This window comes from Pseudomonas sp. FP2338, from assembly GCF_030687515.1.
Classification (GTDB): domain Bacteria; phylum Pseudomonadota; class Gammaproteobacteria; order Pseudomonadales; family Pseudomonadaceae; genus Aquipseudomonas; species Aquipseudomonas salomonii.
Window position 1 is genome coordinate 215,843 of sequence record NZ_CP117436.1, and the last position, 22,358, is coordinate 238,200.

The following is a 22,358-nucleotide window of genomic DNA, read 5'->3' on the forward strand; positions in this document are numbered from 1 at the left end:
CGGGTACGGAAGCCCCTGCAAGCAAGCAGAAAGCTTTCGCATACGGTCAACGGATCGCCAAATCCGATCGCCCTTGTTGGGCGACGGGCCGGACTATAAGCCCCCCACCCAAACCCACGCAAGGCACCAACGCCCTGACTCAACCCCCTTTCGCCGATCCCCACCCCCACCATCCCCAACGCATTCCGCCGTCCGCTCACGGATATCAGGCAAATCCTCGGTAGCTTGGGGAAGCGTCCTACCGCAAAAGGAACCATTTCCCTCAAACCCGGGTCTTTAACCCGCCCACCCGCAACCGGTCGGGCTGCATGGACTGCAGCGTTTTCAAATGACATTAAGGATTAATGTGAACCTCACCTCCCCAATCCCTTTTCTGCCACCACCTGCGGTGCGATTGCTCGCGCCTGGGGTTCAGCAAGGCGCCTTGAGGGAGTGCATTCGGATCATCTGATCCTTCGCTCAGCACACCTACAGCCGCCGGGCATATTGGCGGCTTTGACTGTAGTTCATGGAGTTTGAAATGAAGCGCAAACCGTTCCAGAAAACCCTGCTGGCCCTGATGGTCAGCGCAGGCGCCGCGCAGGCCGGTGCCGTGGAATTTGATGTGAGTACCGGCCAGAACGCGTGGTCGTACCAGAACTTCAACGAGACCGTGACGCTGGTGGGCACACGCAATATCGTCGCCACTGAGCGCAAGACCGACGGCGCCAGCGTGGCCGATACCAACATCCAGGGCGCGTTGATCAACTACGCCAATTTCAACCTGGATGGCAGCGGCCGCAATGTGCGCGGGTTTGTGGTGGATGGCGCGCTGGATTCAGACCTGCGCAACCGGGGCGGCACCATCACCGGCGGTATCGTTCAGGCCGGCACGATCAACATGTACAACCAGATCTGGGCTGAAGGCTTTGAAGTGGGCGCGGCCATGGTCGGCGGCAATCTGGTTAACACCGGCACGATCATCGCGGTCGATGTACCGGGCTCCGGGCCGGAAAGCGACGCAGAAGGCATCTACCTCAATGGCACTACGGTTGCCGGCGACGTGATCAACTCGGGCCTGGTGGATATCACCTCGTACTACGGGTATGGCTTGATTCTGGACACCCACAACAACATGCCGGTGACGGTCGGCGGCAAGATTATCAACGCCGGGATTATTCGCGTCACGGGTGAAGAAGCGCTGGGGATGGTGATTGAGACCAAGACCAATGCCCTGCGCATTGAGAACACGGGCCTGCTCTCGGTCACCGGTGGTCAGTCACGGGCGGTAGAGATATACGAAGGCACCCTTGATAACCTGCTCAACACGGGCACCATCGAAGCCAAGAGCAGCAACGCGAGCGCGATCAGCTTGCGCGGGGCGACGTTCACCAACGATTCACCGGTCGGGGCGCGGGGCATCATCAACCGGGGTGTGATCAGTGCTGACAGCACGGCGATCCTGGTGAACCCTCTCGAGCAGACCTCGCCCTTCGAGATCAACCAGCAAGCCGGGGAAATTCGCAGCAGTTCCGGCCTTGCGATTGACGGCGGCAACATGGCCTCGCTGATCTGGACCGGTGGCCGCATCCAGGGTGACGTGCTGGATGTGAACTCGGTGAACATCGGCGGGCAAGCGGATTTTACCGGCAGCCGTATCAACGCGCCGGTGTCGGTTAACGCCGGTTCCCTGAACCTGTCGGCGCCCGGCACGGTAGTGAGCCGTGAGATGTATGTGGGCAGCGGCGCAGGTGTGGACATGCGCCTGGGCAGCCATGTGGTGCCGACCACGCCGTACCTCACCGTCAATGGCCCGGCGACTTTCGCCCTGGGTTCGCACATCACCGTCAGCGCCCAACCCGGTGACTTCACCAGCACGCCTGCCGCCACGCAATACACCCTGTTGCAGGCCGGCAGCTTGCAGAATAACGGCCTGACGGTGGCCAGCGCCTCGTCGTTGCTCAACGTGCTCAGCTACTCGGCTGACGCGCAGACGGTCAAGGCCGTGGTGGCGGTGAAGAGCGATCAGCAAGTGCGCAGCATGCTCGCCAGTGTGGGCACTGCCGAGCCGACTGTGGCGGCGGTCAACACCCTTAAAAACCGCGTGCTCGGCCAACTCGATACCCAGGATGCGGTGTTCCAGTCGGTGGCCAATGCACCCTCGGTGCAAGCGCTTGCACAGGTCGGCGAGGCGCTGAAGCCGGACGTCAACCGCGGCGCGCTGGATGTGGCGTTGTCGGGGCAAAGCGTGGTCAATGGCGCGATCTTCAACCGCCTCACCGACCAGCGTGAAAACCGCCAAACCGGCGGCGTGTGGGTGCAGGGTTTGAGCAGCAACATGGACCAGGACGGGCGCGGCGGTAACAACGGTTACTCGGCCAACAGCAGCGGCATGGCCGTGGGTGTGGACGGGCGTTTGAACGACACCACCACCTTGGGCGTGGCTTACAGCTACCTTAATTCCAACATCCATTCGGACCTTGGCAACAAGACCGAAGTCGAGGGCCACGCGCTGTCGCTGTATGGCAACTGGGCGCTGCAAAACTGGTTTGTGGATGGCAGCCTCAGCTACGGCCACAACGACAACGACAGCAAACGCCATGTGGCCGGCACCACGGCCAAGGGCAGTTACGACAGCAATGTGTTGGCAGCCAGTGTGATCGGCGGCTACAGCTTCAAGCCATCGCAGGCGGTGGTGATCGAGCCACGCGTGGCGGCGCGTTATGCCAATGTGCGCATGGACGGTTTTGACGAGAAGGGCTCGGCCGCCGCGTTGAGCACGCGTTCGCAGCGCTATGAAGTGGGTGAGCTGGGCGCCGGTGTGCGTTTGGCCGGCAACTTGCCGATGGGCGCAGGCAGCCTGCAACCGGAAGCCACCTTGATGGCGTATCACGACCTGATGGGTGATCGCGTGGCGCAAACCTCCAACTTTGTCGCGGGTGGTGCGGCGTTCACCACCACTGGTGCGTCGGTGGCGCGTGACAGCTACGAGGCGAGTGTGGGTGTGAACTACCAGGTGTCGGACTTCACCGTGGGCGCCAGCTACACCCGCCAGGCGCGCAGTGGCTTTGACGCCGATGGCGTGATGCTCAAAGCGCGTTACGCGTTCTAAATCCTGTGGGAGCGGGCTTGCCCGCGATGGCGGTAGACCAGTCGATACATGCACTGGCTGGCACACCGCCTTCGCGAGCAAGCCCGCTCCCACATTTGGATTTGGTTGTTTCAGGTAGCTGGGTTTTGCTTTCACTTCAGCTGTCGCCAGTGCGGCACGCGTTCTAAACCCCAACGCCTAACCCCTGTGGGAGCGGGCTTGCTCGCGAAAGCGGTAGACCAGTCGATACATGCACTGGCTGGCACACCGCCTTCGCGGGCAAGCCCGCTCCCACATTTGGATTTGGGTGTTTCAGGTAGCTGGGTTTTGCTTTCAGTTCAGTTGTCGCCAGTGCGGCACGCGTTCTAAGCCCCAGCGCCTAACCCCTGTGGGAGCGGGCTTGCCCGCGATGGCGGTGGGTCAGTGAATAAATCCGGTGACTGACACACTGCTATCGCGGGCAAGCCCGCTCCCACATTTGGATTTGGGTGTTTCAGGTAGCTGGGTTTTGCTTCAGCTCAGTTGTCGCCAGTGCGGCACGCGTTCTAAACCCCAGCGCCTAACCCTGTGGGAGCGGGCTTGCTCGCGAAAGCGGCAGTTCAGTCGATACATGCATTGGCTGGCACACCGCCTTCGCGAGCAAGCCCGCTCCCACATTTGGATTTGGGTGTTTCAGGTAGCTGGGTTTTGCTTTCAGTTCAGTTGTCGCCAGTGCGGCACGCGTTCTAAACCCCAGCGCCTAACCCCTGTGGGAGCGGGCTTGCCCGCGATGGCGGTGGGTCAGTGAATAAATCCGGTGACTGACACACTGCTATCGCGGGCAAGCTGAACTGGTCAAGTAATCTTGGACACCATTTAAGGTTCACGCCGCCAGTCTCTCCCTGACGACCGGCGACCGGTAATCGTTGTAACTGTGAGGCCTGGAGATGTTGTAGCGAGAGACATAGCGCTGCACATCTGCCCGGGCCTCATGCTCTGATTCATAGCCCGTCTCAGGCACCCATTCTGATTTCAAACTTCCGAAGAAGCGCTCCATCGGAGCGTTATCCCAGCATTCGCCTTTACGACTCATGCTTTGCCGTAGCTCATGTTCCAGCAGCTCATTCCTGAACTTATGGCTCGTGTACTGACAACCTTGGTCTGAGTGAAACAGCACGTCTTTAGGGCGGCCTCTAAGCTCAACTGCCATCCGCAAAGCCTCGCAGGTCAGCGTGGCATCGGAAATCATAGAAAACGACCAACCCACGACCCGACGAGCAAACAAATCCAGAACTGCGGCGAAATACAGCCACCGCTTCCCGACTTTGATGTACGTCACGTCTCCACACCACACCTGGTTAACCGCCGTCACATCAAACTTGCGCTTGAGCACATGCGGGGCCACTAACGCTTCCACGCCGGGCGATTTGTACTTGTGACGTCGGCGCTGACGGCTGGCGATCCCCGCTTCGCGCATCAAACTGCGAGCCAAGTACCGCCCGATGCGATGCCCTTTCTCTTGCAGCTCCTTCGCCAAAGTTCTCGCTCCCGCAGAAGCCCGCGATGCCTTGTGATGCCTGACCAGCGCGGCCTTGAGCTTCTCCCGCTCAGGATTTGCTCTGCCTTGGCGCTGACGCCAAGCGTAAAAGCTACTTCTGTTGACGCCGAACGCCCGGCAACACCTGTTGACGCCGTACTGCTCGTCCAGCTCATCGATCAGCGTGAATGATCTTTGGCGTCCAAAAGCAGGAGAGCACTGGCCTTTTTTAGGATTTCGATGTCCAGGTCTTTCTCCCGAAGCAACGCTTTGAGCCTCTGAATCTCTCGTTGATCGGCAGTAATCGCCTTGGCGCCTACCGGCGTCGAGCCTAATCGCTCTTTACGCACCTGATCCACCCAGCGGCGCAAGGCTGTAGGGCCAATATCCAAACTGGCGCACACCTCGGGAACCTGCAGCCCTTCATCCAGCACCATGCTGGCAGCTTTGAGCTTGAACTCACTCGAATAAGATTTGCGCATATCCAAACACCTCAGATTTGGGCGCCATCATAGCGCCCGATTGAAGTGTCCAAAATCATTAGGCCAGTTCAAGCCCGCTCCCACATGTGGTGTTGTGTTTGTCAGAACAACTTGCGTTGCACGGCCTCATCCAGCGTGCTGCGGGTCAGTGCTTCAACCACTTCTCCGGTATTGGCCTGGAACGGAATGCCCACGATCAGCACCAGGTGCATCCAGGTGCGCACGGATTCGCTTTTCTTCACCCGGCCCAACTCTTTGCCGTCCTTGTCCTTGAACACGGTTTCCAGGGTGAAGGTGTTCTTCGCCGTGGACGGGATGATGAAGAACGTGGCGCCGGTGATGATCGCCGAGGCCATGCTGAACTGTTCGTTGTTGTACAGCGTGGCATCGGCGTAGATGTCTGAGTCGACCTTGTCGGTGCTCACCCGTGCAAAGCGGTTGGACTGGCGGAACCCATCGGCCACGGTTTTTTCCCACAGCGCCGCAGGTGCACCGGCAGTGGTATTGCCGGGGCCACCGTTGACCTGGCTCAGCGCCGTGGTGCGCACGTAGGCAGTTGGTTTCTGTGCCGGTGTGCTGGCGGTCGGCGGCCAGGTTTGCACGGCTGGCAATTCGTGTTGCGAGTAGGACACGCAACCGGTCAACAAGACGGCGGCGAGGACCAGGCTGTGTTTGATCAACCCTTTCATGTGTTGCTCCCTGAAATTACGGTTTGGCGAGTTTGGCAGTGGCGGTATCGAGCAGTTGCGCGACCAGTTCGTTCAACTGTTTGGCGCCCATGGTCGGGGCCCAGTATTCGCGGCCGTAGAGGCCCACGTTGCGTTCAAACTTGACCTCTTGCTTGGCGCTCGCCAATTCCTTGCCGTCACGGTCGACAATCACCAGGTCGCCGGCCACGTCGAAGGTGTCGACGAAAATCGGGCCGTTGACCCAGATCCAGATCGTTAGCGTCAACAGCGCGCCAGGCACGTAGGCGGGGTGAACGCCACGGTGGCCTTTGAGGGAGGTCATGTTGAATTTCAGCGCGACGTCGTTTTCGCCAAGGCGCACCGGGTACTCAGTGACCTGCTTGAAGTAGCCCGCCGTACGCACGTACTGGTTGAGCTGGGCCGTGAGCGAGTGGCTGATCGCAGTTTTATTGGCGTCGTTGACGTCGGCGGCGCTCACTGTCACATCAGCCACTTGCGCACTGCGCGGGCTGCTGACGGGGGCCGGGTGGAGCGGGGCGCCAATGGGGCCGCTGACGGTGTAGGAGACGCAGCCGGTCATCGACAGCGTCGCGAGCAGGGCCGCAGCCCTAAGGAGGGTTTTCAACACGCAATATCCCTATTTAATGAACAAGCCAAGCCAATGTCTCGACCGCTGGTTGTGTAACTTGAGGCGGGCGCGCAACGTAACAGAATGCCGTTGAGCGGGGAACGCTTGCGAAGCGGTGAAACCGCTTGAGTACACAGGGCAACCCCGTAAAATACCGCGCACTGGATACAAGGCATTTTTCAAGGACGAATCAAGCAATGCGCCTCTCTGCTTTTCTCCCTGCCACCCGCCTCACTGCGGGCCGCATGTTTCAACCGCACTGCTGCATGGCAGTCACTCTTCCTGATACCGCTATTGGCGGGCTCGACACTATTGATGTTGAGGCCGTGTGCAAGCGTGCGCGCTTTTTCAGCAAAATCTGATCGCCGCCACTGGGTTGATAACGTACACCACAGCCCTTTCCGTTGGTTTCACCCCTAGGAGCACCCTGTGAAAACACTGTCCAAAATTCTGCTGTCGGGCTTTGCCGCCGCAGCGCTGCTGAGCGTGGCCGGTTGCGCCACCGAGAGCAACCGTGCGATGCCGGTGGAGCAAGTTGCCAGCGCCCACGTCGCTTATTCCGGCGTGCGTGTGCCGATTGCCGTGGGCAAGTTCGATAACCGCTCCAGCTACATGCGCGGCATCTTCTCCGACGGCGTTGACCGCCTTGGCGGCCAGGCCAAGACCATCCTGATCACCCACCTGCAGCAGACCAACCGCTTCAGCGTGCTGGACCGCGACAACATGGGCGAAATCTCCCAGGAAGCCGCGATCAAAGGCGCCGTGCAGAAGCTTAAAGGCGCTGACTATGTGGTGACGGGCGACGTGACCGAGTTCGGCCGCAAAGAGACCGGCGATCGCCAACTGTTCGGCATTCTCGGCCGTGGCAAAACCCAAGTGGCCTACGCCAAAGTTGCGCTGAATATCGTCAACATCAGCACCTCCGAAGTGGTGTATTCCACCCAGGGCGCCGGTGAGTACGCGCTGTCCAACCGCGAAGTCATCGGTTTTGGCGGCACTGCCAGCTACGACTCCACGCTCAATGGCAAGGTGCTGGACCTGGCCATGCGCGAAGCGATCAACCGCCTGGTAGACGGCATCAACGCCGGCGCCTGGAACCCGCGCAACTAATAACAACAACGCCAAGGAGCACTACACGGATGAGCAAGGCAGTTAAGTTGGCGCTGATGCTGACAGCAATCGCGACGGTCGCCGGGTGCCAGACGGCGCCCCAACCCCTGTATCAATGGGAAAGCTACCAGCCGCAGGTTTACGAGTACTTCAAGGGCGAGCCCAAGGAAGCGCAGGTGGAAGCCCTGGAACGCGACCTGCAAAAGATCAACGCCAGCGGCCGCAAGGCCCCGCCGGGTTACCACGCGCACCTGGGCATGCTGTACATGAGCATGGGCAAAGATGACCAGATGGTGCAGGAGTTGCGCACCGAGAAGGCGTTGTTCCCTGAGTCCGCTGCGTACATGGATTTTCTGCTGAAAAACGCCAAGGCTGGAGTCGCCACTAAATGAACCTGTTAAAACTCACCGGCGCCTTGCTGGCCCTGGCGTTGCTCGGCGGTTGCGCGGCGCCCAAGACCATTGATTACACGGCCTTCAAACAGGCTCGGCCGAAGTCGATCCTGGTACTGCCCCCCATCAATGAATCGCCGGAAGTGCAGGCGTCCTACAGCCTGGTTTCGCAGGTCACCTACCCGTTGGCCGAAGCCGGTTACTACGTGCTGCCGATTGCCCTGGTGGACGAGACCTTCCGCCAGAACGGCCTGACCACCGCCAACGATATCCAGGGCGTTGCACCGGGCAAGCTGCATGACATTTTTGGTGCGGACGCGGCGCTGTACATCACCATCAGCGACTACGGCACCAAGTACATGCTGATCTCCAGCGACACCTCCGTGACGGCCTCGGCCAAGCTGGTGGACCTGCGCACCGGCACCACGCTGTGGACCGGCTCGGCACGCGCTTCCAGCGAGGAAGGCAACAACAATGGCGGCGGCCTGGTGGGCATGCTGGTCTCGGCAGCGGTGAAGCAGGTGATCAACAGCTCCACCGATGCGGCGCACCCGATTGCCGGTATTGCCAGTGTCCGACTGCTGTCGGCGGGGCAGCGCACCGGGATCCTGTACGGGCCGCGTAATCCGAAGTACGGCACTGACTAAGTTGCCGGTTCGACCGTGAAAAAAGCTTTTGCTGGCCGTTTCAGGCCAGCAAAGCTTCGCGGTTCGGATTTTCGCGATGCGTCGTCAGCTCACAAGAAGGTCTTTAGGCCGGATCAACTGCGTGCTTTTCAGCAGGAAGTCCGTTGCTCGGTTGCCGTTCAAGTCGATGGCAACGAAGTAGCGCTTGCTCTGCGGGTTAAAGCTCACGATCGTGTCCCCGGCGCGCCCGGAAAATTGCGTCACGAGCCTAAAGCGCGTGCCGGCCTCTTTCTCTATTGCGCGCATGTCGATTTGGTCTTTGCCACTGATGAAGTCCGTCAACAACCGGGCATTGGCAACGCCTGATTCGCGTGCCGTCTTGAAGACGAAGCGCGGTACTGCCACGGGGATGATATCCGTGGGCCTGACTCGCCCATGGGTCAGGATCAACAGGTTGGCTCGGCCATCACCCGTCAGGTCGATGGACACGGAACCCCTGCCACTTTTCTCGTCATAGGTGATCAGCGCTTCACCGGCCTTGCCGCTCCAGGCATTGACGAAAGAAAGTGAGGCCAGGCCTGAGTGCTGCAACGCTCCCGATACGTCGATGGTGTCGATGCCGCTGGTGAAATCCATGATTTCATCCGGGCTTTCAGGCTTTGAGTCGTTGGCGTGGTTATAGATGAAGCTATCGGCGCCCCTGCCTCCGCGCAAACGATCGGCACCCAACCCGCCGGTGAGCCGGTTATTCGCGTCGTTACCAATCAACGCATCATGGCCTGAGCCGCCAATAGCGTTTTCGATGGTGCAATCGCGGGCGATGGAGACGTTGCCCTTCAAGGCGCCTAGATCGGAGAACGAGCCCGCCCTGAGGTTGATAACTTGATTGTCGTAGTAACCCGAGGCGTCCAGTGTGTCGATGCCAGCGCCGTCCCAAATGCAGAAAGTGGCAGTATCACGTGAGGTTTTCAGCGAGTAATAGTCCCTCTCGCTGTTTGAATTGAAGCCGTAGATGTTGTTCTCCCTACGGGTTTGAGTGTTTGCGCCGTACTTGTGTTGAATGCTGCTGATGTCATCCATCATGGGGGCTTTGGGCCTGCCGCCAATACGTTTGCCACTGAATTCGTCTGAGACATAACTCATCACGGTGTGGGCGCGAGAGTCTTCAGCGTAGTCGCGCAGTTCCGCGAAGTCGGCTTCAGTGCGTTTTTCGTCTTTGCCTGCGTGGTTGTAATTGCCCGGGTGAAGCAGGCCGAGGCTGTGGCCGATTTCGTGGGTCAACGTATGGCGCTCCACATACTTTGGGTTGTAGCGGGTATCTCCGCTATCGGAGTAGGGGCCTGGAACAACACCATAGGCAGTCGTCTCATTGCTCGAAACACCAAAAGACAAGCGGCCCTCGGCCGGGCCGCCGTTTTCAGTGAAGACCACGTTAGCCACATCGCCCCAGGACTGGATGGCGCGCCTGGCTTCCTGTTTCTGGTTTTCATTGAATTGGGTCCCCGGCGTCTGGGTGAAGTGGTAGGACACTTCTGTTTTGTTGTTTTGATTCCAGTCTTGCCACCGGGTGGTCCCCCGTGTGATTTGTGCAACGGCCCGCTGCCGATCATAGGAAGTTTTGTTGATGGTTTTTATATAGGGGTCGTTTGGACGCAAGGTCGCATCATCATCGTTCTGATTGTACGTGTTGCTGTTAGCGACGGGCGAATATTTAGGGCTATTCTGCGGCGCTGGATCAAGTGGGTAATTCAAAGGTGCTCGCAAATTTATATTCATTTAAGTATTTCCTCCAAGTGCTAGAAAACGCCGTTGTGCCGACGCATTAATACGTGTGCACAAGTAAAGCGTGTGCGATGTTTCATGTTCGCAATAGGCAGTTGGACAGGTTGATGGTGTGGAGTTGATAGGGTGTTAAAAGTGTCTTCTTCTTGTAGGCAAAAACGCCTGCGTTGCTCTGGACGACAATGTATTCAGGCGCTAAGTGTTCTGCAGAGGTGGCAGGGCAGTTTTGGACTGGACGATGTCTGCAGGTTTAACCTGCCCGACAGTGTGAATCAGCAAGTCGGCGTGGCCGTTGCCAGTCAGGTCGATGGACACCGTGCCGCGCCCGCTCGCCTGGTCGAACGCAAGGATGCTTTCACCTGCCTTGCCCGTGAAGGTTTGGGTAAAAAGCAACGCGGGTGTATTGGCTTTTTTCATGGCACCGGCGACATCAATTTTGTCCGTGCCGGTGGTGAAGTCCATCAGGGTGTCGGGCTGGCCCGGTGTGGAGTCGCCGGCGTCGTTATAGACGAATGTATCTGCACCGTCGCCGCCTCGCAGTCGGTCTGCGCCGCCACCGCCGGTGAGTCGGTTGTCGGCCGCGTTGCCGATCAAAGCGTCATGACCCGAACCACCGATGGCATTTTCCAGTAGGGCGCCTCGGGCGATGGAGACATTGCCTTCAAATCCGCCAACGTCGGAGAATGAGCCTGCTTTCAGGTTAATGATCTGGTTAGCGCCATAGCCTGAGAAGTCCAGGGTGTCGTTGCCCCCGCCGTCCCAAACGCAGAAGAACGCTGTATCCTGGCGGGAGTTGAGCGACAGAAAGTCACGCCCGCTGTTAGAGTTGAAACCGTACGTGGTATCGCCTTGGCGAGTTTGTTTATTGATGCCGTACAGTTTCTGAATCGCAGCGATGTCATTCATCATCGGCGCCTTAGGCAGCACCCTTCCCGTGCCGACCCTTTTACCGCTGGTCTGTGCACCAAAATAGCTCATGGCAGTGTGGGCGACAGAGTCTTGGGCATGGATACGTTGACTGTGGTTAAGTGTGCCGTTGTAGTTGCCTGGGTGATGCAAACCCAGCGCATGACCGATTTCGTGAGTCAGGTCGTTACGATTCACGCGCCCGGGGTTGTAAGCAGTATCTCCGGCTCGGGGATGGTTGCCCGGATAATGCCCGACGGCACTGTGTACCGAACGGTCAATACTGAAGGACAACCGGCCTTCGCTTCGCTGGTTGCTTTCATTGAACTCAAGGTTGGCTACGTCGCCCCACGCCTGCATGGTCAACTGTGCCTGTAGACGTTGTGCTTGGTTGAACCCGCCATTTCTGAAGGTATAGGCGATTTCGGTTTTACCGTCGCCGTTGCGGTCATGCCATTTATTTCCGGTGGGTGAGAGTTGTTTGATGCAACGTTCCAGATCAAAGGATTTTCGATCGGATTTGATGATGTGTGGGTCGTCGGCCCTCAGCGTGGCATCCGTTTTATCGCTTGGGGCTGGGGTAGGCGGGTTGTTATTAATTTCCCTCTGTATGCGTATGGGTGGACGTTGAACAACTGGCCACACCGTCGGTTTGACTAACCGTCGCACGAAAGGATGTTTGATAAACGGCTGACGGAACGGGCGCCAGACAGGATGGATAATAAAAGGCTTGATAAACGGTCGCAGCATGGGAAAGAGCGATAAGGCCATGGGTGAATAGGGTGTATAGGAAGCGTTAATTAAGTTCATACGAGGATTGTCCGTTTTTTTACTTATTGAATCCTTGTGTTGATGAAGTGCTGGCAACTTCCTGCTGCTGAGAAAGAGCCTGCCATTGTGGGTTTTAAGTTGGCAATGGCAAATATTTTTCAGCGTGAGCCTAAGTGTGTCGCAAAGATGTTTAGTGGTGGCGGGCTGTTGTTTAAGTGTTTAAGCGGAGTGAGAAAATTCGAGGAATGGCGCGGCGTCACCTTTCCAATAATGTTTAACTTACGCGTAGGTGAAACTTTCCTTTACTCGCGGATTGAAATGTCCGATTGCACACTTGCTAAACGATCACACACTGTGCCGCGCAGGCAGTGAAAAGGCTGACGATTGATGCGCTTTTTATGGGGGGATTGAGTCCCCTTTTCAGACATTTACCAAGGAATAATCCACGAGCTTTAACCCGTTGTGCTCACCACCCGCGTCTGACCCCCTGAACGGATCATTTATTCGCGAGGTTCAGCCCATGTCCCGTCCTGTGCTTTTTTTACGTCCTGTTGCTCAGGGCTTTGCCGTGACCTTTCTGACGCTGCTGGCCGGTTGTGGGTTGCCTTCTTCCCGCGATGCGGCGAGGCCTGCCGAGGCGCAACCCGTCGCTGAACTGAACAGCGCGACGGTGCAAGGCGCGCTGACCAAGCGCATGCCCCTGCCTGCAGCAATGACCACGCATAGAGTTATGCAAGACTCGGCGCCGACGGCCTACCGCAGCGAGCGCCGCGAACACTATGAAAATCTGCCGGAAAACCCGGTACACCGCGTCGCTGAAGCCCCCGTCTCGACCTTCAGTGTCGACGTCGACACCGGCAGCTACGCCAACGTACGACGTTTCCTCAATCAAGGCAGTCTGCCGCCAGACGGGGCGGTGCGATTGGAGGAAATGGTCAATTATTTTCCCTACAGTTACGCCCTACCCACCGATGGTTCGCCCTTTGGGGTGACCACCGAAGTGGCCGCCACACCGTGGAATCCACACACCCGATTGCTGCGTATCGGCATCAAAGCTTCCGACCGCGCCGTAGCGGACCTGGCGCCGGCCAATTTGGTATTCCTGGTGGATGTGTCCGGCTCGATGGACCGTCGCGAAGGCTTGCCGCTGGTGAAAAGCACCCTGAAATTGCTGGTGGACCAGATGCGCGACAGGGACCGCGTTTCACTGGTGGTCTACGCCGGTGAATCCCGTGTGGTGCTTGAGCCCACCTCCGGGCGTGACAAAACCAGGATCCGCAATGCCATCGACCAACTCACCGCCGGCGGCTCAACGGCAGGCGCCTCCGGTATCGAGCTGGCTTACCAGATGGCCCGTGCCGGCTTTATAGAGAAGGGCATCAACCGCATCCTGCTGGCCACCGACGGTGACTTCAATGTGGGCATCAGCGACTTCGACAGCCTCAAGCAGATGGCCGTCGACCAGCGCAAAAGCGGCGTGTCCCTGACTACCCTGGGTTTCGGTGTGGATAACTACAACGAGCACCTGATGGAGCAATTGGCCGACGCCGGAGACGGCAACTACGCCTACATCGACAACCTGCGTGAAGCCCGCAAAGTCTTGGTGGACCAGCTCAGCTCGACCCTGGCGGTAGTGGCGCGGGACGTGAAATTACAGGTGGAATTCAACCCGGCCCAGGTCAGCGAGTACCGCTTGCTGGGTTATGAAAACCGCGCACTCAAACGTGAGGATTTCAACAACGACAAGGTCGACGCCGGAGAGATCGGCGCAGGGCACACCGTGACCGCCCTTTACGAAATTGTGCCCAAGGGCGAGAAGGGCTGGTTGGAGCCGTTGCGTTACGCCGCCGCGCCTGCGGCCGATAACACCTCCGCTGAGCTGGCCATGCTGCGCGTACGCTACAAACCAGCGGCGTGCGGTGCCAGCCAACTGATTGAACGGCCCATCCGCAATGAAACCACCCCAGCCAGCGCCGACCTGCGCTTTGCGGCAGCGGTGGCCGCCTTCGCCCAACAGCTCAAGGGCGATGGCCGCTACACTGGCAGCATGAGCTTAAAGGACACCGCCGCACTGGCTCGCTCGGCACGCGGTGATGACCCGTTCGGGTTGCGCAACGAGTTCGTGCAACTGGTGGAGCTGGCGCAGAGCCTCAAACGCTGATCCCGAACATGGCAACAATCAACTGTGGGAGCTGGCTTGCCTGCGATGGCAGCCACTCGGTGTACAGGATGTACCGAATCGTCTGCATCGCAGGCAAGCCAGCTCCCACAGTCAATGTGCATCGATCCATCGAAAGGAGTTCGCGACCTACATGGCCGTAACAGATGACTCACCCAGCGACGAATCGCTGCTGGCCCGCTACCGAACCGGCGACGCTTGCGCGTTCGAAGTGTTGTACGCGCGGCACCGCCAAGGGCTTTATCGGTTTCTGGTGTCACTGAGCAACAAGGCCGAACTGGCCGAAGAGGTGTACCAGGAAACCTGGCTCAGTCTGATCCGCAGCACCACCCAGCCACAGGGCCGGGCGAGTTTTCGTACATGGCTGTTCCAGATAGCCCGCAACCGCCTGATCGACCACTGGCGCAAGCACGGCATCCACAACCCGCTGCACGACAGCTACGACGAACAACTGCACGCCCAGGCCGACGACAGCGCCGGCCCTGAGCATCAACTAAGCCTGAGCCGCGACCAGGCCCGCCTCGACGCGGCATTGCAAGACCTGCCCGAAGACCAGCGCGAAGTCTTCCTGCTACGCCTGCACGGCGACCTCGAAGTGCCGCAAATCGCCGCCCTCACCGGCGCCCCGCTGGAAACCGTAAAAAGCCGCCTGCGTTACGCCCAGCAGAAACTGCGCCGCCTGCTGGCCGAGGAGATACTCGTATGACCCACTCCCCACACACACCCGACGACGAGCTGATCCAGCATTTCCGTCAACACAGCACCGGCGAGCCGCCTGCGTCCCTCGACGCCTTCATCCTCGCCACCGCCCGCCGCGAAGCCCCGGCGCCGCAACCCAGCCTGTGGCAACGCTGGCTGCAAGCCTGCCGCCAACCGCGCTGGCAAATGGCATTCGCCACCGTCGCCGGTGTGGCACTGATGATCGGCGTGGTGATGCGCGTGCCCGTGTCCCAGCCGGAGATATCCACCGCAACGTTTTCCGCGGCGCCGGCGCCACAGATGTATGCCGCGCCTGCGCCCATGGCGCGGATGGCGATTGCGCCGAGGGTTGAGTCCGCGCCGGTTCAGGCTGAAATCGCCGGTGCGATGGCAGATGCACCCGTGGCGAAGCTGAGCAAACGCGCGCCGGCCGTTGTGCCTTCGTTGGAGGAAGGGTTGCAGGAGATCGTGAACCTGCGCCTGGCGGGGCAAGCCAAAGCGGCGGATGAAAAGCTGTTGGCGCTGCATGAGCGCTTTCCCGAGGAGGATTTGCCGGCGCGGTTAGAGGCGTTGCAGAAGCGATAAATGCCTTAAAAAGCCCGCCACCGATTGCTCGGTGGCGGGCTTTTTAATGAAATCTTGAAAACAACTTGGCCAAAAATGTGGGAGCGGGCTTGCTCGCGAAAGCGGTGTATCAGTCATACCTGTATTGGCTGACACTCCGTATTCGCGAGCAAGCCCGCTCCCACATTTTGATCATCGTTTGCCTGGAAAGACGCTGTGGGGGAAATGGGCAGAGATTTATTTACACCCCCAAGTCAACTATTTGGATAGTGCGGAGACTTGAAGCCTAGGACATACAAAAAATGCCCACAAAAAAGCCCCAGGTCTTTTGACCTGGGGCTTTTTCATCTGTATATGGTGCCCGGCGTCGTTTGAACTGGAGGGTTTTATGCCCGGTTTATATGGGCTTTATCAGGCGTTGATCGGTTAGGCATACAAGCTGGCATACACGGTGCTGGCTGCTGAGGGTTGCAAAGCTGTGTAGATTGAAGCTCAGCGCCATGCAGAAAGGTTATTACCGTGCCTCTTGAAAATGATTTCGAACCCTTGGTATTTGCAACCGAAGCTCAAGAGCAGATGTTCAACGACATCCGTAAGGAGCTGCCAAATTTTCCGGAAAGCCTGATCTATCACTGGCTACTTCCCTTCGCGGAGGACATAGGGTGGCCGCCGGTATTCAACGCCGATCCGACGATGAAGATTGCACGTTGGCAATCAATCCTAAAAAAGCCACTTCACTACTGGTGCACTGTGGTCTGGAAATTGGAGTATTTGAGACCAGACCAACTGACCTTTACTGAGAAGGAGCTTCGAGATCTGCATGACATGATCTTGGGTCATGCCTATGGTCAGCAAACGCTGTTGACCATATTTCTCGGGGAGAGCAGCAAAGGGCGTTTCTTTCGACAAGTGGGTGACCTTCTGAAATTAGGAGGATTCACCGAGCCACCCGTGATCGTGAATACAGGTGCTCAAATTCACCTGGTTGATGGTAGTCACCGAATGGCCGCGCTGATTTTTGTGATGAACGACTCAAGAGTTCGTGACGCTCATGAGCTCTGTGGTTTGCCGTACGAGTCATTGTCCGAAACTCATGCATTCTGGGTTGGTTACCCGCCCGGAGAATAGCCGCTGTCTGATCTACGCTGAGAAAATTGGCGGGGCCCCTGGGAGATTCTTAAACACACGGGGCATGAAACCCGCGGGATCGAGTTAGAGGGAGGTGCCGGAAGTTATTGAAATTTCAATCATTGAAATTGAAAGGATCTTGAAGAAAAAGGGCCATCGTTACAGCTTCGGTAAAGGTGGCTGTATCTGTTGCTGATAGTGAACACCCGCAGGGCGTCAACCATGGTGATGGGTGTCAACCAACTTAAAAAATCCAGCCGCTAACACGAACGCGCGGGTTCTATGCTCCGTACCTAGAAGAATTCTCCAGGGTCCCCACCATCGAACCAAAGCCGAGAGCATGACCCACCTCGCTCGCTGAAGGAGCAATACCATAGGGGCTAGGGGGCTGCCCTAATAAAACCGTGTTACCGGTGTTACGCGTGTTACGGAAGTATATAACTATATGATTTTAATGGATTTATATGGTGTTACACAGCTGGGGCTCGTTTGCCGATATGCGTGTTACATGGCGAAGAGGTGTTACATCAATTAATGCCTTGGCAGGAGCTGTTGGTGATGATTGCAGCGGGTACCCTCGACCTAGGGGCTTCGTTTAGAAGGGCCGCTACCGGCCCAAAGAGGACACTCGCGATGGACCCAGTTCGGCACTATCGAGCCGAAAGGAGCAGACCGTCATCGAGGGGGCACCTTCGACTGAAGATTTACATCCTTGGATGGAGGGAAATTGATAGGCACTGACTGCTGAATCACCTTAACAACAGGCGGAGGCATTTTCTCCAGCGCGATGATCAGTTGCGCATTGAGGTCTTCGTTCTGCTTCTGAGTCTCTTGAAGCTGCTGTGTCAGCTCCGTCTTTGCCTGACGGGACTCTTCAAGCTGCATTCGAAGTGCTGCCAGTACCGCAGCGGATTGTTGGTCAGAAGACTTGCCAGCCTCCGTCGCCAAAAATACTTGCCAACCAGTTAGGCCCAATGAAACTAGCGCCGAGAAAACCAGACCTCCGATGGTGACTCTCATCGCAGTCGAAGCAGATCTTTTGTTGCCCTCCAAATGCAGCATGAACTCGGGTACGGCTCGCATCACTGACGTGGTTGCGTCACCGATTGCTGCGGCCATGCGGAGTAGCTCGCCCGACATTTCAGTCAATGTTTCTAGCGACTTCTCTGCTGCCTGAGCTGATCGCTCCGCTGGCACCGCTATATCCTGAAAAAATGGAACTCCATTCTGACCTTGCAAAAGCTCTACTGGAGAGCTGCGCTGAATCCTATCCTTGGGTCCTGGCCGAATAGTACTAACCCGAATACGGTCAGTTAACGACTGTAGGCCGTCCAGACTGCTCTTAAATCGGGTAACCGTTTCCGGAGCTACAACCGTCCGAAATCGCTCAAGCATTTCATTTGTGTTTTTCGTGAAGCGTTCCACCTGCATTTCGACGGCTTTACCGAGGCCAGCAACAGACTCAGAGCCTTCTAGATTTTCCACACCGCAGTGCCTATAAGCGATCGGCAGCAATGAAGCGATATCTTCCGGAGTAAGTCGTTCCAACTCTTCTTGATGAATGGCCGGCGCGTCATAATTTTCGCTGTCCCTCGATAGTATTCTGCCCAAGACGAGAAGCCCCGCAGCATTCAAGTCATCAGGCCAGGTCGCCTCTGCAACTACGTCCATGTCACGTGCGGTGAAGTTTCGGACATACAGCGGCCCGATACTGGTATCTACCTCCGTTTTTTTCACAAGGTCTGCCAATTTCGGCTTTTGCTTGCCCGTCATTCATCTGCTCCCGATCAACCGTGGCAAATCGTGTAGCTTACATCGCTCGCCAGCACTGAGCCATCAGACGGCCAAGCGTATCCTCCGCCTATCTGGGGCTTTCAACGCCTACCAGTTGCAGACATTAAACAGGTGAGGGGCCATTGTTTTGTAGAGGCATCCGAGTAGTTGGTCCGGTTCGGCAACGGTCGTTTGTGGATGGCTGCTCTTGGCCGATTGCTGCTTTTCGCGAAGGGCAGCTTAGGGTCGTTCATGAGCGTCAGCTACCGGCCAAGAGCTGCCGCCCACGCATGGCCTTTTCCAGCCCAAAACGATAATAATCGGAGCGGAGACGGCCTATTGAAAATTGGCAACATGGCTGAATCAGTCTCTTCCTCAGCATTCCATTATCGAAATCAGAGTAAGACTCATGGGCGCGCCCATCATTATCGGCAACAGCTATGGCCTCTGGGTCAGCAACAGCATGAAAGATACTTTTTGCGAGGTGCTAACCGCTGTCGCGACCTTGGAAGGCCATGATGTGCAGGCCATATATGAGGAGGCACCAGGTGTGGCCGGCACCTATGGTGTTCCAGGCGTGGGTATCCTTCTCGACGAGTTCTATCTCTATCTTGGCGGATTTTCGGGCGTTCGACGCCACCTCGATGTTTGCCGAGTACGACTAGACGAAGTCAGAGAGTCTTGCGGACTGTCGCCAGTTGCTGTCGAACGTATGGCACACCTACTGGCATGGGCCGCATACCATATGGATGGCAACCCGATCCCTGTAGCCGGCTCTTTCTATGAGAGCTGGCCTCCTGACGCAGCTGAAACAAGGTAATACCCGCCTGCTTTCGGCCGAGGCTGTGTAAAAACAGTTTTGAGCGCGACAGCTACTCAAAACCGGACTGAAAATCGCGGTTCTACGCGAAATCCATATCTGCTGACGTGCCGATAAATTTCAGATTTAACGTAGACGCGCACACTTCAATTTTGGCGAAGCGTTTTTACACACTCTGGGCCAGGAGCGGTCATTGGATGTGACTACCTGATCTTAAGGTGATTCAAGCTCCTCCAAGCGTTTGTCTTCAGCTGATCGCCGTATGGACAGCAGGCACTGCCCGAGGTACGGTTCAATTGCTATGGCAATCCGCCATCGTTAAGTGATGCCTAGAGGGATTTAGAGTGCACGTTAAATCGATCAAGCTGATCAACTTCAAAAAATTTCGCAACGATCTCCTAGAATTCAACGATGACGTCAACATTTTTGTCGGCGACAACAATGCTGGTAAAAGTACAATCTTAGAAGCGTTGGAAATTGTGCTCAACTTCAGCCATCGTGGCCGGCCCTTCAACGGCGAGTTCTCCCCTGATCTTTTCAATCAAGATGCCGTCACTCGCTTTCTCGCTTCAGACTTGAGCATTGAGCACCTGCCTAGCCTGATGATCGAAGCCTACATTGACGGTGTGCCTGAATATCGAGGCTCGAACAACAGCATCAAGGCTGACGCCCAGGGCGTAGTAGTACAAGCCTGTTTCGACCCGTCGCTGGAGGCCGTTTACAACAGCCATCTACTGACCAAACCGAACTTCACCAGCATTCCGATTGAGTTCTATAAGGTGGAATGGCTTGATTTCGGCTGGAACCCGATAAAGCCGATCGCCAAGAAGTTCAAGGCACTTTACATTGATCCAACACGCATTCACCCCACCATGGGGAAGAACCAGTACATTTCGAGCATCCTCAACACCGCGTTGGCCAAGGAAGAACTCGTCAAGCTAACCCTCAATTATCGTGAAAACCTGCAGGTGTTTAACAACTCCGGGGAGGTCAAGACAATCAATGCTAGCCTTGATGCGGGTCACCTTATCACCGATAGCAAGCTCACAATTGCAGCAAGTACATTACCAGCGGGCTCCATCCAAACCGGTCTGCAGCTTGAGGTAGATGATGTGCCGTTTCACTTTATCGGCAAGGGCGAACAGAGCAATGTGCAGATCAAACTTGCTATTCAGAATAAATCCCATGACATCGATCTAGTGATGATGGAAGAGCCCGAAAACCATCTGTCTCATACCAATCTGAACAAACTGGTGCACTACATTGAAAACCAGCGAGGAGACAAGCAACTGTTCTTAACCACTCACAGCTCGTATGTGTTGAACAAGCTGAGCATCGACAAGATTTGCCTTGTGCAGTCAGGATATAAACGGCTGCATATGCTTGATGCGAAAGTAGTAAAGACTCTCAAACGTCTTCCTGGTTACGATACTTTGCGGGTGGCACTGTCGGGCAAGGTAGTCCTAGTTGAGGGACCGTCGGACGAACTGGTTCTCAAGAAAATCTACCAACGAAAACACGCCCGGCTGCCTGAACAGGATGGTATAGATATTATCGTGGTACGCGGTGTGGGGTTTAAAACGTTCATTGAAGTGGGCAAAGAGATCGGCACCAAGATCCATGTGCTCAGGGATAATGACGGCGACTATAACGGTAACGTTGTACAAGGAAGTTTGGAATATGCTGCGTTTCCTAATGTCCAGTTGTACTCGTCGAAGAACGACGCCGAATTTTCGCTTGAGCCAGCCATGATTTATGCTAACGCAACTGACATCAAAACTCTTGACGCCTTCGCGAAGGAAGTCTTGTCGACGGAAACCTTCAATATCTACAACAAAGAGGTCACTCTGGAAGATCGAAGAGAAAATCTGATCCATTGGTTCAAAAGCGTAAAGGGCAACGGGAAAGGCACCCGAAAGGTCGATTCAGCAATAAAACTGTTTGATGGCACACTGAACTTCAAGTACCCGGTCTTCCTGGACGAGGTGCTTGATTTTGCCTAACGAACTTTGGATCGCGGGCGCTGGGTCAGGTAAAACGCACAAGATCATCACTGAAGCCATTGAGGTCATTGAGGCTGGTGGGCGGGTGCTTGTAGTCACCTACACGACCAACAATCAAGCAGAGTTACGCGCTCGCTTTGTTGAGCTATACGGTGCTAGCAGTGAGCGCTTCGTCGTAAAGGGGCTGTTCTCTTTTTACCTGGAAGATATGGTACGTCCCTATCAGAGTGAGGTATTTCCAGATCGGATCGCAACTATCTCGTTCACTGAGAACAACCCTCACTTGATAGCAGGCACGACCTACTACATTGATGGCAGAGCTGAAAAACTAGAAGACGGCACGATCAACTCGCTGTATTACCTGACATCCTGCAAAACTCAGGCGTACTCCGGATTGTTGGCAAAGCTTGCGACGCTTATTGCGAAGCTATCCAAAGATGCATCTGCCAAGCGGCTGAAAGAGATTTATCAAAGGGTCTTTTTTGATGAAGTTCAGGATTTAGTCGGTTGGGACTACGACGTGATCAAATCACTCAACAAGGTCATGGTGGACTCGATCTGCTGTGTGGGCGACTTCCGGCAGACAATATACACCACGACGTTCGGCCATAAGGCTCCGCAGACGCCTCAACAGAAGATCGATTATTTCGTTGGAAAAATGAGGTTCGTAAAGCATTCGATGCCGAAGAATCGCAGGTGCATCCAAGAAATATGCGATCTCTCCGACACTATCCACCCGGGGCTTTATGACAAGACAATATCGGGCGTCGAGCAAGTGCCTGACGAAATATCGCATCACCATGGCATCTTCATAGTGAAGCAATCTCAGGTTAGCGATTACCTCTCAGCGTTTCAGCCCCAAGTACTGCGCTGGTCGTCAACCACCGGTACTGGATATCTACCGAGCGACCTTCGCTGTTACACGTTCGGTTCCTGCAAAGGCTTAGGCTTTGGCCGGGTGCTTGTGATACTGCCAGATAAACATCTGAAGTTTGTTGGCGGGAATGTCAAGGTATTCGACAAGGATAAAACGGATGAATCGCGGAACAAGCTATACGTCGCGATCACTCGTGCGCGCTATAGTCTGGCCATTCTCGTCGAGGACAAGAAGGTGAAAGGGCTCCCTTACCCTGTTTGGGATGGCGCGCGCGCAGCAGCGTTTGAGGCGTAATGCGCAAAGCTGACTAATTATAGATGTTAGCGCACACATGTTGACCAAA

General features: G+C 56.4%; 17 protein-coding genes. 11 read left to right on the forward strand and 6 right to left on the reverse strand.

Going from position 1 to position 22,358, the window contains the following annotated elements:
• Positions 1–520 precede the first annotated feature (520 nt).
• On the forward strand, positions 521–3,091 hold the full coding sequence (locus PSH96_RS00890) for an autotransporter outer membrane beta-barrel domain-containing protein (protein WP_305456964.1): 2,571 nt from the start codon (positions 521–523) through the stop codon (positions 3,089–3,091).
• A gap of 841 nt (positions 3,092–3,932) precedes the next feature.
• On the opposite strand, the gene PSH96_RS00895 is transcribed toward PSH96_RS00890, so the two are convergent.
• The 3 genes from PSH96_RS00895 to PSH96_RS00905 all read right to left on the reverse strand — a co-directional run bounded on the left by PSH96_RS00895 (position 3,933) and on the right by PSH96_RS00905 (position 6,385).
• Positions 3,933–5,068 (reverse strand): IS3 family transposase gene (locus PSH96_RS00895; RefSeq protein WP_370694308.1). Its coding sequence is split into 2 segments (ribosomal slippage): positions 3,933–4,819 and positions 4,819–5,068, totalling 1,137 coding nucleotides; the frame shifts between segments, so codons are not numbered across the junction.
• A 101-nt stretch (positions 5,069–5,169) separates the two neighbouring features.
• Entirely contained in the window at positions 5,170–5,757 is a 588-nt protein-coding gene (locus PSH96_RS00900) for a hypothetical protein (protein WP_305456966.1), read from the reverse strand.
• A gap of 16 nt (positions 5,758–5,773) precedes the next feature.
• Complete coding sequence (locus PSH96_RS00905) at positions 5,774–6,385, reverse strand: hypothetical protein (protein WP_305456967.1); 612 nt, start codon at positions 6,383–6,385, stop codon at positions 5,774–5,776.
• A gap of 429 nt (positions 6,386–6,814) precedes the next feature.
• Here PSH96_RS00905 and PSH96_RS00910 point away from each other — a divergent pair, with 429 nt between their 5' ends.
• From PSH96_RS00910 to PSH96_RS00920, 3 genes are read left to right on the forward strand one after another with little or no spacing between them, the layout of a single operon-like run.
• Positions 6,815–7,495: a CsgG/HfaB family protein gene (locus PSH96_RS00910; RefSeq protein WP_056858115.1), complete on the forward strand. Its 681-nt coding sequence runs from the start codon at positions 6,815–6,817 to the stop codon at positions 7,493–7,495.
• Positions 7,496–7,524: 29 nt separating this feature from the next.
• Entirely contained in the window at positions 7,525–7,887 is a 363-nt protein-coding gene (locus PSH96_RS00915; RefSeq protein ID WP_056858116.1) for a DUF4810 domain-containing protein, read from the forward strand.
• Positions 7,884–8,534 (forward strand): DUF799 domain-containing protein, encoded by a 651-nt coding sequence (locus PSH96_RS00920; protein ID WP_017136674.1) that lies wholly within the window; start codon positions 7,884–7,886, stop codon positions 8,532–8,534. Before PSH96_RS00915 ends, PSH96_RS00920 begins: the two co-directional genes overlap by 4 nt.
• 84 nt (positions 8,535–8,618) lie before the next feature.
• On the opposite strand, the gene PSH96_RS00925 is transcribed toward PSH96_RS00920, so the two are convergent.
• Both PSH96_RS00925 and PSH96_RS00930 read right to left on the reverse strand, forming a co-directional pair.
• On the reverse strand, positions 8,619–10,289 hold the full coding sequence (locus tag PSH96_RS00925; protein WP_305456970.1) for a M10 family metallopeptidase C-terminal domain-containing protein: 1,671 nt from the start codon (positions 10,287–10,289) through the stop codon (positions 8,619–8,621).
• Between the two features lie 201 nt (positions 10,290–10,490).
• Positions 10,491–12,011: a M10 family metallopeptidase C-terminal domain-containing protein gene (locus PSH96_RS00930; RefSeq protein WP_305456972.1), complete on the reverse strand. Its 1,521-nt coding sequence runs from the start codon at positions 12,009–12,011 to the stop codon at positions 10,491–10,493.
• Between the two features lie 481 nt (positions 12,012–12,492).
• Between PSH96_RS00930 and PSH96_RS00935 the strand changes: the two genes are divergently transcribed.
• The 4 genes from PSH96_RS00935 (at position 12,493) to PSH96_RS00950 (ending at position 16,542) form a co-directional block, all read left to right on the forward strand.
• Positions 12,493–14,133, forward strand: a complete 1,641-nt coding sequence (locus PSH96_RS00935) for a VWA domain-containing protein (protein WP_305456974.1) — start codon at positions 12,493–12,495, stop codon at positions 14,131–14,133.
• 151 nt (positions 14,134–14,284) lie between these two features.
• Entirely contained in the window at positions 14,285–14,857 is a 573-nt protein-coding gene (locus PSH96_RS00940) for an RNA polymerase sigma factor (protein WP_305456976.1), read from the forward strand.
• Positions 14,854–15,435, forward strand: a complete 582-nt coding sequence (locus tag PSH96_RS00945; RefSeq protein ID WP_305456978.1) for a hypothetical protein — start codon at positions 14,854–14,856, stop codon at positions 15,433–15,435. Before PSH96_RS00940 ends, PSH96_RS00945 begins: the two co-directional genes overlap by 4 nt.
• A gap of 498 nt (positions 15,436–15,933) precedes the next feature.
• Complete coding sequence (locus PSH96_RS00950; protein WP_305456979.1) at positions 15,934–16,542, forward strand: hypothetical protein; 609 nt, start codon at positions 15,934–15,936, stop codon at positions 16,540–16,542.
• Positions 16,543–17,217: 675 nt separating this feature from the next.
• On the opposite strand, the gene PSH96_RS00955 is transcribed toward PSH96_RS00950, so the two are convergent.
• Positions 17,218–18,315, reverse strand: coding sequence for a hypothetical protein (locus PSH96_RS00955; protein WP_305456980.1), 1,098 nt, complete (start codon positions 18,313–18,315; stop codon positions 17,218–17,220).
• A gap of 409 nt (positions 18,316–18,724) precedes the next feature.
• On the opposite strand from PSH96_RS00955, the gene PSH96_RS00960 reads away from it, so the two are divergent.
• The 3 genes from PSH96_RS00960 to PSH96_RS00970 all read left to right on the forward strand — a co-directional run bounded on the left by PSH96_RS00960 (position 18,725) and on the right by PSH96_RS00970 (position 22,309).
• Entirely contained in the window at positions 18,725–19,135 is a 411-nt protein-coding gene (locus tag PSH96_RS00960; protein WP_305456982.1) for a hypothetical protein, read from the forward strand.
• Positions 19,136–19,479: 344 nt separating this feature from the next.
• Positions 19,480–21,138, forward strand: coding sequence for an ATP-dependent endonuclease (locus PSH96_RS00965; RefSeq protein ID WP_305456984.1), 1,659 nt, complete (start codon positions 19,480–19,482; stop codon positions 21,136–21,138).
• Positions 21,131–22,309: a UvrD-helicase domain-containing protein gene (locus PSH96_RS00970; protein ID WP_305456986.1), complete on the forward strand. Its 1,179-nt coding sequence runs from the start codon at positions 21,131–21,133 to the stop codon at positions 22,307–22,309. Before PSH96_RS00965 ends, PSH96_RS00970 begins: the two co-directional genes overlap by 8 nt.
• The last annotated feature ends 49 nt before the right edge of the window (positions 22,310–22,358 follow it).